The 14,617-nt window shown below is 67.0% G+C and carries 17 protein-coding genes and 1 pseudogene; 9 read left to right on the top strand and 9 right to left on the bottom strand.

Annotated features, from left to right (window positions below; all coding sequences use genetic code 11):
• The first annotated feature begins 36 nt into the window (after positions 1-36).
• The 3 genes from QX135_RS30290 (at position 37) to blaOXA (ending at position 2,862) form a co-directional block, all read left to right on the top strand.
• Positions 37-1,686 (top strand): flagellar hook-length control protein FliK, encoded by a 1,650-nt coding sequence (locus QX135_RS30290; protein ID WP_316234435.1) that lies wholly within the window; start codon positions 37-39, stop codon positions 1,684-1,686.
• Positions 1,683-1,964: an EscU/YscU/HrcU family type III secretion system export apparatus switch protein gene (locus QX135_RS30285; protein ID WP_315714536.1), complete on the top strand. Its 282-nt coding sequence runs from the start codon at positions 1,683-1,685 to the stop codon at positions 1,962-1,964. The genes QX135_RS30290 and QX135_RS30285 overlap by 4 nt, the downstream gene beginning before the upstream one ends.
• Positions 1,965-2,043: 79 nt before the next feature.
• On the top strand, positions 2,044-2,862 hold the full coding sequence (blaOXA, locus tag QX135_RS30280; protein ID WP_316234434.1) for an OXA-1091 family oxacillin-hydrolyzing class D beta-lactamase: 819 nt from the start codon (positions 2,044-2,046) through the stop codon (positions 2,860-2,862).
• A gap of 158 nt (positions 2,863-3,020) precedes the next feature.
• On the opposite strand, the gene QX135_RS30275 is transcribed toward blaOXA, so the two are convergent.
• The 5 genes from QX135_RS30275 to QX135_RS30255 all read right to left on the bottom strand — a co-directional run bounded on the left by QX135_RS30275 (position 3,021) and on the right by QX135_RS30255 (position 7,380).
• Entirely contained in the window at positions 3,021-3,506 is a 486-nt protein-coding gene (locus QX135_RS30275) for a hypothetical protein (RefSeq protein ID WP_315737623.1), read from the bottom strand.
• A gap of 100 nt (positions 3,507-3,606) precedes the next feature.
• Positions 3,607-4,692, bottom strand: a complete 1,086-nt coding sequence (locus tag QX135_RS30270) for a dienelactone hydrolase family protein (protein WP_410053233.1) — start codon at positions 4,690-4,692, stop codon at positions 3,607-3,609.
• 231 nt (positions 4,693-4,923) lie between these two features.
• Positions 4,924-5,202: a DUF3883 domain-containing protein gene (locus tag QX135_RS30265; protein WP_316234447.1), complete on the bottom strand. Its 279-nt coding sequence runs from the start codon at positions 5,200-5,202 to the stop codon at positions 4,924-4,926.
• 96 nt (positions 5,203-5,298) lie between these two features.
• Entirely contained in the window at positions 5,299-6,900 is a 1,602-nt protein-coding gene (locus QX135_RS30260; RefSeq protein ID WP_316234433.1) for an alkaline phosphatase D family protein, read from the bottom strand.
• Positions 6,901-6,942: 42 nt separating this feature from the next.
• On the bottom strand, positions 6,943-7,380 hold the full coding sequence (locus tag QX135_RS30255) for a DUF4260 domain-containing protein (protein ID WP_409998844.1): 438 nt from the start codon (positions 7,378-7,380) through the stop codon (positions 6,943-6,945).
• A gap of 125 nt (positions 7,381-7,505) precedes the next feature.
• Between QX135_RS30255 and QX135_RS30250 the strand changes: the two genes are divergently transcribed.
• The 3 genes from QX135_RS30250 to QX135_RS30240 all read left to right on the top strand — a co-directional run bounded on the left by QX135_RS30250 (position 7,506) and on the right by QX135_RS30240 (position 10,544).
• The gene (locus QX135_RS30250; protein ID WP_315776609.1) at positions 7,506-9,038 is read left to right on the top strand and encodes an acyl-CoA carboxylase subunit beta; all 1,533 of its coding nucleotides are present in this window, start codon (positions 7,506-7,508) and stop codon (positions 9,036-9,038) included.
• Positions 9,039-9,268: 230 nt separating this feature from the next.
• Complete coding sequence (locus QX135_RS30245) at positions 9,269-9,736, top strand: hypothetical protein (RefSeq protein WP_315737629.1); 468 nt, start codon at positions 9,269-9,271, stop codon at positions 9,734-9,736.
• A 448-nt stretch (positions 9,737-10,184) separates the two neighbouring features.
• Positions 10,185-10,544, top strand: coding sequence for a twin-arginine translocation signal domain-containing protein (locus tag QX135_RS30240; protein WP_315737630.1), 360 nt, complete (start codon positions 10,185-10,187; stop codon positions 10,542-10,544).
• A 62-nt stretch (positions 10,545-10,606) separates the two neighbouring features.
• On the opposite strand, the pseudogene QX135_RS30235 reads toward QX135_RS30240, so the two are convergent.
• Positions 10,607-10,732 (bottom strand): annotated as a pseudogene (locus tag QX135_RS30235) (alpha/beta hydrolase); the annotation flags it as partial.
• 124 nt (positions 10,733-10,856) lie between these two features.
• Positions 10,857-11,555 (bottom strand): winged helix-turn-helix domain-containing protein, encoded by a 699-nt coding sequence (locus tag QX135_RS30230; protein ID WP_315737631.1) that lies wholly within the window; start codon positions 11,553-11,555, stop codon positions 10,857-10,859.
• A gap of 75 nt (positions 11,556-11,630) precedes the next feature.
• Here QX135_RS30230 and QX135_RS30225 point away from each other — a divergent pair, with 75 nt between their 5' ends.
• Positions 11,631-11,945 (top strand): NIPSNAP family protein, encoded by a 315-nt coding sequence (locus tag QX135_RS30225; RefSeq protein ID WP_315737632.1) that lies wholly within the window; start codon positions 11,631-11,633, stop codon positions 11,943-11,945.
• Positions 11,946-11,993: 48 nt separating this feature from the next.
• On the top strand, positions 11,994-12,812 hold the full coding sequence (locus QX135_RS30220; RefSeq protein ID WP_315737633.1) for an isocitrate lyase/phosphoenolpyruvate mutase family protein: 819 nt from the start codon (positions 11,994-11,996) through the stop codon (positions 12,810-12,812).
• Between the two features lie 103 nt (positions 12,813-12,915).
• Here the strand turns inward: QX135_RS30220 and QX135_RS30215 are convergent, their stop codons facing one another.
• Both QX135_RS30215 and QX135_RS30210 read right to left on the bottom strand, forming a co-directional pair.
• A complete protein-coding gene (locus QX135_RS30215) occupies positions 12,916-13,233 on the bottom strand; it encodes a hypothetical protein (protein ID WP_315714522.1) in 318 nt (105 codons plus the stop codon).
• 172 nt (positions 13,234-13,405) lie between these two features.
• Complete coding sequence (locus QX135_RS30210; protein ID WP_315737634.1) at positions 13,406-13,810, bottom strand: hypothetical protein; 405 nt, start codon at positions 13,808-13,810, stop codon at positions 13,406-13,408.
• Between the two features lie 155 nt (positions 13,811-13,965).
• Here QX135_RS30210 and QX135_RS30205 point away from each other — a divergent pair, with 155 nt between their 5' ends.
• Complete coding sequence (locus QX135_RS30205; protein ID WP_315737635.1) at positions 13,966-14,610, top strand: trimeric intracellular cation channel family protein; 645 nt, start codon at positions 13,966-13,968, stop codon at positions 14,608-14,610.
• Positions 14,611-14,617 lie beyond the last annotated feature (7 nt).

Raw genomic sequence — 14,617 nt, 5'->3', positions numbered from 1 at the left:
CACCCGCTAGGCTCTGCGTGTAACCCGAGTACGCGCATGGTCCAGAGTGTCACCCCGTCGCCTTCCGTGAGCGCCGTCCGCAGCGTCGGCAGCTCGCCGGCCGGAACCGCGCCGCAGGCCGCGACCACGCTACAGGCCGGTGCGCTGCTCAGCGCCAGGGTGCAGCAGGTGCTCGCCGAGAACCTGGTCCAGGTCGCGATCGGAAACCTGTCGATGGAGCTCGCCAGCGAGCTGCCGCTGCAGGCGGGCCAGACCGTGCAGGTGGCGGTGTCGCAGACGGCGCAGGGGTTGCAACTCGCCATCGTCGGGCAGGGCGGCAGCGCTGCCACTGGAACCAGTGGCACCCCGACGCCGGCCGCCACCGTCGTCGACGTCACCGGCCGGCTGGCGCCGACGCCGCCCCCGCCGGCGGATCCGCTGACCGGGCTGGAGCGGCTCGCATTGTCGATCGCCAGCGAGGAGGCGGCGACCCGCCAGGGCAGCCAGGGCCAATTGTTCGCCGATCTCCAGGCCGTCGCCGACGCGCCCAATCTTCCGCCGGCGTTGCGCGCGGCCGTGGCCCAGGTGCTGGCGCAGCAGACCCAGCTATCGCCGGCGCTGACCGCGGAGGATGTGCAGAGCGCGGTGCGGCATTCCGGCCTGTTTCTGGAATCCTCGCTCGCCAATGGCACCGCCGGCGCCGGCACGCCCGACCTGAAGGCGGCGCTGATCGTGCTGCGCCAGACGCTGGCGACGGTGCTGCAGACCGTCGATCCCGGCATGGCGGCCTCGACGTCGGCGTCGCCGGGAGGCTCCTACGCCTCGGTGCTGTCCGAGGCCGGCCGCGCCGCCGCCGCGCAACAACAGAGCACTGCACCCTCGCTGGTGCCCGACGTCGAGATCGAGCTGCCGCCCCAGCCCTGGGCAACGGCAATGGGGCGGCCCGACACCGTGTCTGCCGGCTTCACCGGCTCGGCGCTGATCGAGACCCTGACGGGCGCCAAGGCGCAGTCGCTCACGCCCGGCACGGTGCTGGCCGTGCTGCAGGAAGCGCAGCAGCAGATTCCGCGCGCCGCCGGCCTCGTTCCCGGACGCAACGCCAATGGCCGCGCCGAAATGGTCGTGCGCACCAACACGCCACCGCCGCCGTTCCGCGGGGCTGCGCCGATGCCGCAGGCCGTGGCGACGGCGACGCTCGGCCCGGATACGCCGCTGCCGGCGATCGCGCATCGCCTGCTCGACGAGGCCGACCAGGCGCTGTCGCGCCAGACCCTGCTGCAGGTCGCCTCGCTGCCGGATCGCCCGGACGCCTCGACCGCGCGCACCGATCCGGCGCTGCCGCGGTGGAATTTCGAGATTCCCTTCGCCACCCCGCAAGGGACCGCGATGGCACAGTTCGAGATCTCGCGTGACGGCGGCACGCAGTCGCCGGACGCGGCCAAGCGCGTCTGGCGGGCGCGCTTCTCGCTCGACGTCGAGCCGGCCGGCCCGGTGCATGCCATGATCAGCTTCAGCGCCGAGCGCACCTCCGTGCGGATGTGGGCCGAGCGTCCGGTCACCGCCGCGCGGTTGCGCGCCGGTCTCTCCGAACTCAGCCAGGCCCTCAGCCGCGCGGAGCTGTCGCCGGGCGATCTCGTGGTGCAGGACGGCGCGCCGCCGGCCGTGATGCCGCCCAAGGCCGGCCATTTCCTGGATCGCGCGCTATGAGCATCGAGGTGAAGGCCGCCAACAAGACCCAGCTCGCCGTCGCCTTGCACTATGACAAGGGCCAGGGCGCGCCGCGCGTCGTCGCCAAGGGCAAGGGCACGATCGGCGCCAAGATCATCGAGGTCGCCAAGGCGCACGACATCCCGATCGAGGAGAACGAGGTGCTCGCCGGCGCGCTCTCCAATGTCGAGCTCGGCGACGAGATCCCGGAGGAGCTCTACAAGGCCGTCGCCGAGGTGCTGGTGTTCGTGCTCAATCTGTCGCGTCCGATGCGCTAGCGCCGCATTTGTGATCTCCGTCATGCGTCGGTCGTCACCGCCGTGTGGTAGGGAGGGCGAACGACGACGGAGACTTGCGATGTCCATGATGAGCCGCCGCCATGCGCTTGCCCTGATGGCCGGCGCCAGCCTGTTGCCCGCGCGCTCGCTCGCGCATGTCGCCCCGCCGCGCAACGAGGTCCGTGGCGATCTCGTCAAGCGCTTCACCGACGAGGGCACCAAGGGCACGTTCCTGGCCTACAAGGTCGAGGACTATCTCATCATCGCCAGCGACACCGATCGCTCCGGCGAGGCGAAGCTGCCGGCCTCGACCTTCAAGGTCGCCAATTCGCTGATCGCGCTGGAGACCGGCGTCGTCGAGGATCCCGACAAGGACGTGTTCAAATGGGATGGCGTCACGAGATCGATCGAGGCCTGGAACAAGGATCACACCTTGCGCAGCGCGATCGCGGTCTCCGCCGTCCCGGTCTATCAGGAGATCGCGCGCCGGATCGGTCCTGAGCGCATGCAGAAATATCTCGAGGAGCTCGACTACGGCAATCACGACATCAGCGGCGGCATCGACCAGTTCTGGCTGACAGGCGCGCTTCGCATCGATCCCGTCGAGCAGGTCGACTTCATCGACCGCCTCAGGCGCGGCGCGCTGCCGGTGTCGAAGCGCAGCCAGGATCTGACCCGCGACATCATCCCGACCACCAAGGTCGGCGAGGCCGTGATCCATTTCAAGTCGGGGCTGCTGGGGAAGGAGCAGGGCGCGCTCGGCTGGATGGTCGGCTGGGTCGACAAGGGTGACCAGCCCACCGTGTTCGCGCTCAACATGGATTGCCCCGAGGAGCGCCATGTTGCGGACCGCATGACGCTGGCGCAAGCCTGCCTGAAGGACATCGGCGCGCTGTAGGTGATTGACAGTAGGGTGGGCAAAGGCGCGAGGCACATTCTTAGTCGCAGATGACGCCGTCGCGCGCCGTGCCCACCGTCTTGCCCGGCGCGGTGGGCACGGTGCTCGGAGCGACGCAAGCGTCGCTCCTGCGCGCCTTTGCCCACCCTACATTCTCGTCACCGCCGCGACAGCTCCAAATTGACGCCGGTGATCTCCGTGCCCGCCGGCCGGATCGACACCGTCTGCCGGCGTCCCTGCGTCGTCAGCGACAGCCCGGCCGAAAACGTCTGGCCGCGCGCCTGCGCCTCGATGCGGTTGCCGGCGGCGCGGCCCTCGATGGTGCCGGAGGCATTGTGGCTTGCCTCGCTCCATTGCCCCGAGATCTCGCCGCCGCGATAGGCGACGTCGCTGGAGAGATCGATGTTGTAGCTGTCGCTGGCGCAGCGGATGTTGAGCCGCAGTTGCTCGCCGGCGCCGCCGACGTCATAGGCCGCGCGGCAGCGCAGCCGCTCCTGGTTGCCGTCGGACATGCTGAGTACGCCGCCGCCGCTCCAGGAGCCTTCCAGCCCGCGGAACGGAGAGGCCGGCGCGGCATGGGCGGCGCCAGCCAGAGCAAGGGCAGTCAGCAAAGTGGGGATCGCAAGGCGAGAGGCGCGCATCATCGGGCTCCGTTTCATCGTCGAAAAGTGAGCGACAACGCAGGAACACCCGATGCGTTCGATCTGTCACCTCAAGAATTGATCCAAATCGTTCTATTTTTGCTCACGACAGTTTGAACAGCGTGCGCAGGAAGTCCGTTACCGCCTGGCGCGCGGCCTCGGCGGTGGCGGGATTGCCGCCGACATGCGGATCGAGCTCGACGCAGGCGTCCTGATAGGTGAAGGGCTGCTGCGTCTCGGCATTGATCAGCATCCCGCCGTCGCTCTCCTTGATGCGGCAGTTGCGCACGGTCTGCGCCTTCGGCGCGACGACGAGCATGTTGGCGCCGAGCAGGCCGAGGTCGAAGCCGTGTGGCGAGTCCGGATATTCGGTCAGCGCAACGTCGCGGCCCGCTGCCTTCAGCCGCTCGACATAGGCCTTGCAGGTCCGCACCGGATTGTAGTCGTCCGGTCCGCCGTGAAAGATCCGGATCGGCCGCGCCACCACATCGGTCTCACCGACATAGGTCGTCGAGCAGTCCGGATAGAACGGGATGTAGGCGGCAAATTGCAGCCCGGAATTGTTCCAGCGCTTGTGGAAACGCTCCAGGCTCGCATACAGCGCCGCCTGACCGCCGCGCGAAAATCCCATCAGCACGATGCGCTCGGGATCGACGCGCGGATGCTTCGCCAGCACGTCGAGCGAGCGATAGATGTCCATGATCAAATTGAGCCGGCCGAGCTGCGCCTGGTTGGTGCTGGTGGCGGTGATGCCGCGTCCGGTGAAGCCGTCGATCGCGAAGGTCGAGATCCCCATCGCATTGAAGGTGCGGCTCCACGCCGCGATGTTGCCGCCGACGCCGCCCGATCCATGCATCAGCACCACGACCGGCAGCCGGCCGCTGCCTTGCGCGACGCGCAGCTCGCCCACGACCGTGACCGGCTTGCCATTGTCGTCGCCGGACAGGAACTGCCGGTCGGACAATGTGAGCGAGGGGATCGGATACATCTCGATCCGGGCAGGCGTGTCCTTGGGGATGCCTTGGGCATGGGCGGAACTGACGGAGCCGAAAGCCGTCAGCAGCATCGTGACGGCCGCTGCCGCGATGATGCGTAGCGATCGCAGATCCGTGCGGCGTGATGCACGCGTGCGATTGAAACCAGCGCGCGCGGCAAACGCCAGCGGCGCGCCACCAACATGTCGCTCCATGATCGTCCTCCTGGCTCACCGCTTGTTGCGCGGCTTTGGCACCGAGTAGAACCAGGGATCAGGAGGCTGTCAAACAGACTGGTGAGCGACGCCGACGGACAGCGGTGGACAACGCGCGGAGCAGGCTCAGGCATGGTGCGCCGCGGGAGAGATGCTGTAACGGTTGTTCGCTTGACGTTGCGCGGAGCTCTGCGTTCGGCAGTATGCCACGCAGCGATTAGTTCGTTGTCGTCAAGTCGACGGATCTCGTGCGGTTGGACTGATCGTTATGGAAAGCTGGCCTGAAAGCTCGTCGCCATCAGCGACATATGCGCTTCGGAGAGGAGATCGCAGCTCGAAAGCGCGCGGGGCGCTGGCGAAATTCCACAGTCGCACCAGCCGCCAGTCATCGCGGTACGCCTCCGCAACCGCCAGCTCGTTGCGAGTGACGTAGAACGGTGTCCGTTCCCAGCCGTTGGTGGTCTTGACCTCGATGAGTCGATCCCGTCCGTCGGGTTCGAAGCTCTTGATATCGTAGCCGGATCTCGACCCTACGCGGCGGGACGACCGGCTGCTGTCAGCGAGCAGATCGCCACGCGGCGGCGGCCTTGCCGAGCGCGCGTCGCCTCAGGCGTCGACCAGCCCCGGCCTGCCGGCCAGGGTGACGAAGGATTTCGCGGTCGACACGGTGCCGTCAGCGACGCTGATGCGGTCGACGATGCGGTAGTCGGCCTGCCAGCGGGCCGGCGTCACCACGTGCCTGATGTAGCCGCGCTGGTTGCTGAAGAACTTCAGATGCGGATTGTTGGCGAACAATGTCGGCTCGTTGTCGTAGCGCGCAAAGCCGTCGCCGTCCGACGAGATCGAGGTCGCCAGGAATTCGACGCCGACGCATTGCGAGGCCGGATCGCGCCAATCCTGCTTCAGCTCGAGCGCGACGCCCTTGTGCAGGTCGCCGGTCAGCACGACGGTGTTGGTGATGCCGGCCTCGCGCAGCATCTGCATGACGCGGTCGCGCGCGGCGCTGGCGCCGTCCCATTTGTCGAGGCTGCGCAGCGGCACGTCCGACGACGGCAGCCACGGAAACGAGCGCCAGTCGAGCGGGGCGAACATCACCTGCTGTGCCAGCACCTGCCAGGTTGCGCGGCTGCCGCGCAGACCCTCGGCGAACCACCGCTCCTGCTGCGCGCCCATCATGGTGCGGCTCGGCTCGTCGGCCTCGGGGCAGGCCTTGATGCCGTCGCCGCAGGGCTGCTTCGAGCGGTATTGCCTGGTGTCGAGCACGGCGATGTCGGCGAGCCTGCCAAAGGCGAGGCGGCGAAAAGCGAGGATGTCGGGTCCGCGCGGCAACTGCGCGCGGCGCACCGGCATGTGCTCGTACCAGGCCTGGAAGGCGGCGGCACGCCGGAACAGGAACGCCTCCGGCGGCGTGTCGCGCTTGTCGCGATCGCCGGCCCAATTGTCCATCACCTCGTGATCGTCGAAGCTCGGCAGGAACGGGCAGGCGGCGTGCGCGGCCTGCAGGTCGGGATCGGTCTTGTAGAGCGCATAGCGCTGCCGGTACTCCGGCAGCGTGTAGCAGGTGGCGAAATGCTTCGGCATGGTGCGCGGCAGCGCCACGCCCTTGGACTCGGCGGCGTACGCATTCTCGTAGATGTAGTCGCCATAGTGGAAGACGAAGTCGAGATGGTCCTGCGCGATCGCACGCCACGCCGTGTAGAAGCCGCGGTCCCATTCCTGGCAGCCGGCGGAAGCGAACCGCATCTGCGCGACGTCGGCGCCGGCGGCGGGAAAGGTCCTCGCACGCCCGATCGGGCTCTCCGCCTCCGGCAGGCGGAAGCGATAGAAATAGTCGCGGGCCGGAGCGAGGCCCTCGATCTCGACATGGACGGAGTGCGCCAGCTCGATGCGGGCGATCGCAATGCCGGATTGCACGATGGTCGTCATCGCCGGATCGGTCGCGACCTCCCAGCTCACCTCGCGCGGCAGCGCGATCATGCCGCCACGCGGCTGCAGCGGCTCGGGCGCGAGCCGGGTCCAGATCACGAAGCCGTCGGGGCTGGGATCGCCGGAGGCGACGCCGAGCGTGAACGGGTTGGATTTCAGCGGCGGAGCCTGGGCGAGCGCCGTGCGCGCCAGCGGCGCGCCGAGCGTCACCAGCCCAGCCTGCAGTGCGCCGCGCAGCAGGCTGCGCCGGTCCAGGCCGGCCATGTCTCGGAATCGGATCATGCCGGCATCCTACCCGTCGCGGTAGGTCCCTGCATCCGGCGTTCAGCCTCGCGGCGCGGCAGGCCCGATCCGGCCAAGATGGGTGAAGCCGAAGCCGTCGGTGTATTTCAGGCCGTAGCCGACCAGCCGGTCGACGCCGATATGGGCGAGCCAGATGGTGGCGAGCTGGGTCGCCAGCGGCACGCCGAGCGCCAGTCCGACCGCGAGCAGGGCGGCCGGCAGCAGCGTGGCATGTGCGGCGTTGTACACGGCCGCTCCGATCCGGGGGCCGCCGAGATAGCCGGCAAAGCTGAGGTCGGGCCCCAGGAAGAGGGCCGCAAACAGCCACCACGAGTCCCCTCGATGGGCGTAGAAGGCGATTGCCGCGGCCGCCAGCACCAGCCCTTCGAGCCGCAACAGCAGGCGGACGCCGCCCCGCACGGCGCCCCGGGCTGCGTCGTCAGCCGGATCGGCAAGGCTTGGTCGAGCGGCCATATCCATGATTCTGCTTCCAATTCCGAACTGTGGGAGGAGGGGCGACCCGTCCGAAAGCCGCTTTTCGCCTCCGAAATAGCCGTGTTAGAAGGCCGCCAACACTCACGAGATCGGGAACGGGCGGGACGCGCATGAAGGACATCCTGGACACCTTAGAGACGCGGCGCGCCGGCGCGCGGCTCGGCGGCGGCGAGAAGCGCATCGAGGCGCAGCATGCCCGCGGCAAGCTGACGGCCCGCGAGCGGATCGAGCTGCTGCTCGACAAGGGCAGCTTCGAGGAGTTCGACATGTTCGTCGAGCACCGCTCGACCGAGTTCGGGATGGAGAAGACCAAGGTCCCGGGCGACGGCGTCGTCACCGGCTGGGGTACTGTCAACGGCCGCAAGACCTTCGTGTTCGCCAAGGACTTCACCGTGTTCGGCGGCTCGCTGTCCGAGACCCACGCGCTGAAGATCACCAAGCTGCAGGACATGGCGATGAAGGCGCGTGCGCCCATCATCGGCCTCTATGACGCCGGCGGCGCCCGCATCCAGGAGGGCGTCGCGGCGCTCGCGGGCTATTCCTATGTGTTCCGCCGCAACGTGCTGGCCTCCGGCGTGATCCCGCAGATCTCCGTCATCATGGGCCCGTGCGCCGGCGGCGACGTCTATTCGCCGGCCATGACCGACTTCATCTTCATGGTGAAGAACACGAGCTACATGTTCGTGACCGGCCCAGATGTCGTGAAGACCGTCACCAACGAGGTCGTGACCGCGGAAGAGCTCGGCGGCGCCTCGGTGCACGCGACCCGCTCCTCGATCGCCGACGGCGCGTTCGATAACGACGTCGAGACCTTGCTGCAGATGCGCCGGCTGATCGACTTCCTGCCCTCGAACAACACCGACGGCGTGCCGGAATGGCCGAGCTTCGACGACATCGAGCGCGTCGACATGTCGCTCGACACGCTGATCCCGGACAATCCGAACAAGCCCTACGACATGAAGGAGCTGATCCTGAAGGTCGTCGACGAGGGAGACTTCTTCGAGATCGCGGAAGGCTTCGCCAAGAACATCGTCACCGGCTTCGGCCGCATCGCCGGCCGCACCGTCGGCTTCGTCGCCAACCAGCCGATGGTGCTGGCGGGCGTGCTCGACAGCGATGCCTCGCGCAAGGCCGCGCGCTTCGTCCGCTTCTGCGACGCCTTCAACATCCCGATCGTCACCTTCGTCGACGTGCCGGGCTTCCTGCCGGGCACCGCGCAGGAATATGGCGGCCTGATCAAGCACGGCGCCAAGCTGTTGTTCGCGTATTCGCAGTGCACGGTGCCGCTGGTCACGATCATCACCCGCAAGGCCTATGGCGGCGCCTTCGACGTCATGGCCTCCAAGGAGATCGGCGCCGATATGAACTACGCCTGGCCGACGGCGCAGATCGCGGTCATGGGCGCCAAGGGCGCGGTCGAGATCATCTTCCGCGCCGACATGGCGGACCCGGAGAAGATCGCCGCGCGCACCAAGGAATACGAGGACCGCTTCCTGTCGCCATTCATCGCCGCCGAGCGCGGCTACATTGACGACGTCATCATGCCGCACTCCACCCGCCGCCGCATCGCGCGTGCACTGGCGATGCTGCGCGACAAGAAGATGGAGATGCCGGCGAAGAAGCACGACAATCTGCCGCTCTGAGGGGGAGTGAAGAAGTGGGAGGGCAGCGCACCGGCGTGTCGCCTTCGTATTTGACGAAGTCCGGCGACCGCAGCGCGCTGCCGCCGGAGCGGCGCGGCAATCTGCGCCGTTTCCGCCCCTGGCGTTAAGCCTGTGTCTTAACTAACCTTTAACGATGGGTTTGCGGGAACTGGGCCGCTGGCCTAGCATTTATCGATCGCTGGTGGGTCAGAAGAGTAGGGTCGCGTATCATGGCTGTCGGAACATCGGCATATCGGAATTCCAGAGTTCTGGTCGTCTGCGCGGCAGCCGCCGCGCTGATGTTCTCCTCCGAGGCCGCGTCGGCCCAGTCCGGCGCCGCGGTGGCTGCGCCCGTCGCCGCCGGTCAGGCGGGGCCGAGCCAGGTCGTCCCGCCGGCGCTTGGCGCGCGGCCCTTTGTCCGTCAGCACCACCGCGGCTATCGTTCCTATCTGCCGGCCGCCGGCGCTTTCGCCTATGGCGGCCCTGGCGAGCCCGTGCCGCAGCAGATCCCCGAGCACACATCGGCGGACGTGCGCTACACTTATACGTATGACGTCCCGTGGGACTGGGTTCACCGCTATCCGCCGAATGTCGTGCCGTCCGATCGCCCCTATGTGTCGAGCTGTCCGATGCAGACCGTGACGGTACCGGGCCGCCGCGGCGGCGATCACTCCGTCACGATCACGCGCTGCTACTGACGTTTTGAGCCAGCTCAATGCGATCCGTGTGAACGGGCGCTAGATTTCGTTGAATACCGACCGGCTTCGCTCGCGCGAGGTCGCGAGGTGACGAGGCCCGGACTCCTAGGCACTCCGGGCCTCGTTGATTTTGATAGTCTCCCGTCATCGCGCGGCGATGATCGAGACGACGGCGAGGTCGCGTTTTTGATCCTGCTCCGTGACGACACCAACACGGACCGGAGGAAACTCGATGCCGTCAGCCATCTTCGTCGTACGTGACGCGGACGCGTGAGAGCTTCGTGCTGGCGCAGGCGGTCGAGGAGTGATCGGCCGGCGGCGCGTACCAGGATCGGCGAAGGTGGCAGAGCCATGGTGGTGTCGCGGGCATGCGCCAGTTCAGCTCACGTTCAGGTGATCGGCCGTATACTCACTACATGCTCTGGCTCGTGGATCATGGAGGCGTGCGATGGAACGACGGAATTTCCTCAAGCTGGCATTCGGGTTCGGCTGCGCGGCGGCGGCCGGCGCCGTGCTCCGCACCACCGATGCGGTCGCTGCGCCGCTCTCGCCGTTGCCGCTGAACGAAGCGGCGCCTTCAGCAAGGGATCAGCACGTCGAGCGCGCGGTCGGTTCGCAGGATGAGGCCGATCGGCTCGCGCCGGAGCAGGTTCGCTGGGGGCATCACGGTCATCATCACGGACACCATGGTCACGGCCATCATTGGGGCTGGCGCCGGCGGCATTGGGGTTGGCGGCGCCGTCATTGGGGCTGGCATCACCATCATCGGCACTGGCGCCGCCGTTGGCACCGTCGTCACCACTGGTGATGTCGGCACAGCTGCCTCACGACAAGCGCTGCTTCCGTCGCGAGTGGGGCCTCCGGCGCGTTCTGCTCGCCGTCATTGAACAGAGGCAGCAGGCTGACCGGGTACGGGGTAGGGAAGCCTTCGAGATTGATGCCGTAGGGCTCGCGCGGCGTCGTCCTCTGCGATGCGGTGCTCGCTTTCGCGGCGATTGTCGCGCCCGGCGAAACGGGACATGGAGATTCCAGGAAAGACGGGAATGAGATGGTCGTTCCGTGCCCCGTGTTGGTTTTGGCCGCAAGGCAGGAAGGCGCTGCGATAAAGAGCGCGTGATCGTCAGTCTTCGGCCGGACCGAACAGCGCCGCGAAATGCTTTTCGCCGGCGCGGCTGAAATTCACCACGCGGCTGCCTGGGGTGGCATCGCGCGCCGCCCATTTCAGCTCGGTGAAGCGCTTCATCAACGCTGCGCCAAGCGTGCCCGCGAGATGATGCCGCCGCGCGCTCCAATCGAGACAGGCCTTGCAGACGGGCCGGCGGGGATGCGCCAGCATTTCCGGCGAGATCCGCAGATGCTGCGCCAGGAAGTGTTCGCCGTCCTCGGTCAGCACGATCTCCTGCTTGCGCCGGCGCACCAGCTTCTGCCTCGTCATGCTGTCGAGCATCTGCACGCCGAGATCGCCGGCGAGGTGGTCGTAGCAGATGCGCGCGCGCCGCAGCTCCGGCTCCTTTGGTCCGGTGCGCACCCGCATGTGGCCGGCGCGCGCGGCGAGGCCGGCCAGCTTCTCCAGCACGTCGGCGACGTCGGGATCGGCGAGCCGGTAGTAGCGGTGACGACCCTGCTTCTCCGGCTCGATCAGGCCGCCGCCTTCGAGCTTGGCAAGATGCGAGCTCGCCGTCTGCGGCGTCACGCCGGCCTCCTGGGCGAGCTCGGTCGCGGTCAGCGCACGGCCCGAGAGCAGCGCAGTCAGCATGTTGGCGCGGGCGGGATCGCCGACCAGCGCCGCCACCATCGCAATGTCCGGACCTGATTTCATACTTCGATGCTAGACGAAGCATTCTCGTCGGGCAAGCGGATAGTGTCGATGATACAGAACTCACCGGAGGTTGTCATGACCATCACCGTCTTCATCCGCTATCGCATCGATCCGTTCAAGCGCGACGTGTTCGAGGCCTACGCCAAGCGCTGGCTGTCGATCATTCCTCGCTGTGGCGGCGACCTGATCGGCTATTTCATGCCTCACGAAGGCACCAACGACATCGCCTACGGCCTGATTTCATTCGACAGTCTCGCGGCTTACGAGCGCTATCGCGCGACCTTGCGCGGCGATGCCGAGGGCCGGGCGAACTTCGCGCAGGCCGAGGAGCACAAGCTCATTCTGGGCGAAGAGCGAACATTCTTGCGCAATGTCGTGGCGGCGCAATGATCGCGGCTCTATGCTGCCACACAACGCGACGATGCATGGGAGGATGACATGACGGCGACCAACACGGCGGACAAGCGCGCAGCCTTTCGCAAGTTGCACGAGGCCGGCTGCTTCGTGCTGCCGAACCCGTTCGACGTCGGCACGGCGAAGATGCTGCAGCATCTCGGCTTCAACGCGATCGCCTCCACCAGCGCCGGCTTCGCGTGGTCGATTGGCAAGGCGGACACCAAGGTCGAACTGGATGAGGTGCTCGCCCATTTGAAATCGCTCAGCGCCGCCATCGACATTCCCGTGAATGCCGATTTCGAGGGCGGCTTCGCCGATGCGCCGGAGGGTGTGGCGGCCAACGTCACGCGCGCGGTCGCGACCGGCGTGGCCGGTCTGTCGATCGAGGATTCCACGGGCGACAGGGATGATCCGCTCTATGAGCGCGCGCTCGCTATCGCGCGTATCCGCGCGGCCCGGCAGGCCATCGATGCGACCGGCGCCGACGTGCTGTTGACCGGCCGCTGCGAGGCGTTTCTCTGGGGCAAGCCCGACCTCAAGCTCGTGACCGACCGCCTCGCAGCCTATGCCGAAGCGGGCGCGGATTGTCTCTACGCGCCCGGGATCAAGACGATCGAGGAGATCACTGCGGTCGTGAAAGCCGTGGCGCCCAAGCCGGTCAACCTTCTGATCGGCGCTTCTGGCCTGTCGTTGGGGCAAGCCACCGAGCTCGGCGTGCGCCGCATCAGCGTCGGCGGTTCGCTGGCCCGGATGGCCTGGGCCGGCTTCATCCGGGCGGCCAAGGAGATGGCTGAGCAGGGCACCTTCACCGAACTGGCCAACGGCTATCCCGGCGGCGAGCTGAACAGGATCTTCGGTTGAGATCGGGCTGCGCGCCCGGCCTCCCGCAGATCCCGATCTCATCCGCCTGTAGAAAAGCCGCGGACTCTGCCGCGGCTTTTCAGTCTGAGTTCGCGGAAATCGCTTAGTAGCGATCCGTCCCGATGCCGACGCTCACGCCCGGAGCGCGGAAGCCGATGCCGCCGCGGTCTTCATAGCCGCGCCGCTCGATGTAGCGCTCGCGCGGAGCGTACGCGTAGGAATCGCGATCTTCGCCTTGAATGATGACGCGGCGTTCACTGCGCTCGCGCCAACAGCGGCCTTCCTCGTTACAGACCATCCGGACGTTCTGGATGTCGCGTTGCGGGACCGCCGAGGCTGCGGGAGAGATCGGTGCCGCCGAAGCGGCGGTCACGGCCAGCGTGCTTGCCGCGGCTGCGATAGCTATGGAGAGAGCTTTCATTACGTATCTCCTGGGTGAGAGTGTCAATGAGCCAATCGGTTCGCGCTGCTATGGTTCCACGGCGGCCCTCGCACACTTCGCGTAATTTGTTGGAGGACTCGCCAAAAAAGCGGCGGCGGATGATTGCTCACCCGCCGCCCAGGAGTGAGACCGCTGATTGCCGTCCGCGAGACTACTTGACGGCGTTGGGCTTGTCGCTCGGGGCCGCCGGCGGCGGTGTGGTGCGATCTCCCGCGGCGCCGGTCGTCACGCCGGTCGAGGTGTTATCTTTGGTGGTCGAGGCCGATTGCGAAGCCGGTGTGGTGCTCGTCTGGTCGTTGCGCATCGACATGTTGTTCAGGCCGTAGAACACCGCGCCGAGCAGGATCGCGATGCCCAGGGCATAGGCCGCGATGCGGCCCGTCGAGCTGGGGGCGTTCGTCGGCTCGAGATCGGGCTGCAGCCGGTTGTCCACTGGCGGCGTGCGCTCATAATCTGTTCCCGTCATTCCAGCCCCAGTGATGTCGGGACGTGTGGACATGTCGGGACGGTTCATGCCGTCGGGATAACGTTCGTTGGGAAGCCGTTCGTTGGCCATCTCATCCTCCTGGTGATTGTCACCTGACAACCAGGGCGGCTCCGGGCCGTTCCGCGAAACCTGCGCGAATCCCAATTTGTATCGTTGCACGGCGCGCTAAGGTTCCTCGCGAGCATTGCGATTCTCGTTCTATTGGAACTTCTGGAGCTCACCTCATGTGGAACCTGCCGCCCGGTGACAGCGTGTTGCATCTGTTGACCTGGGTGGCGCTGGCGGCGCAGGCGATGACGGCTGCGCTGGCGGCGGGACGCCGCAGCATGGACTGGATGGGCGTCTGCTTGTTGGGGGCGATCACCGCGCTCGGCGGCGGCACCTTGCGCGACGTATTGCTCGGCCATTATCCGCTCGCCTGGGTCGAGCGCCCGTCTTTGCTGCTGCTGACCGTGCTGGCGCCGTTCGTGACGATCGCGATGGCGCGCCTGGTTCACAGGCTGACCATGGCGTTCCTCGTTCTCGATGCGGTCGGCCTCGTCGTGTTCACGATGACGGGCTGCGACATCGCCTGGCAGATGAACGTGCCGATCGGCATCGTCATCGTCGCTGGGATGATCACGGGCTGCGCCGGCGGCGTGCTGCGCGACATCCTGTGCAATGACGTGCCATTGCTGTTTCGCGCCGAGCTCTACGCCAGCGTGTCCCTCGTCACGGGCCTGGTCTATGCGACCGGCTTGTCGCTCGGCATCGCCAGCGGATGGTGGACGGCGCTGACCTTCGCGCTCGGACTGTCGTTCCGGCTGCTCGCGATCCGCTACAAATGGAACATGCCGCGCTTCGTATTTGCGGGCGACGATCGGGGATGAACGGCGG

Origin of the sequence: Bradyrhizobium sp. SZCCHNR1098 (assembly GCF_032489375.1) — a bacterium.
Lineage (GTDB): Bacteria > Pseudomonadota > Alphaproteobacteria > Rhizobiales > Xanthobacteraceae > Bradyrhizobium.
The sequence above is the reverse complement of the archived record's forward strand: the minus strand, read 5'-3'. Positions and strand labels throughout refer to the sequence as shown.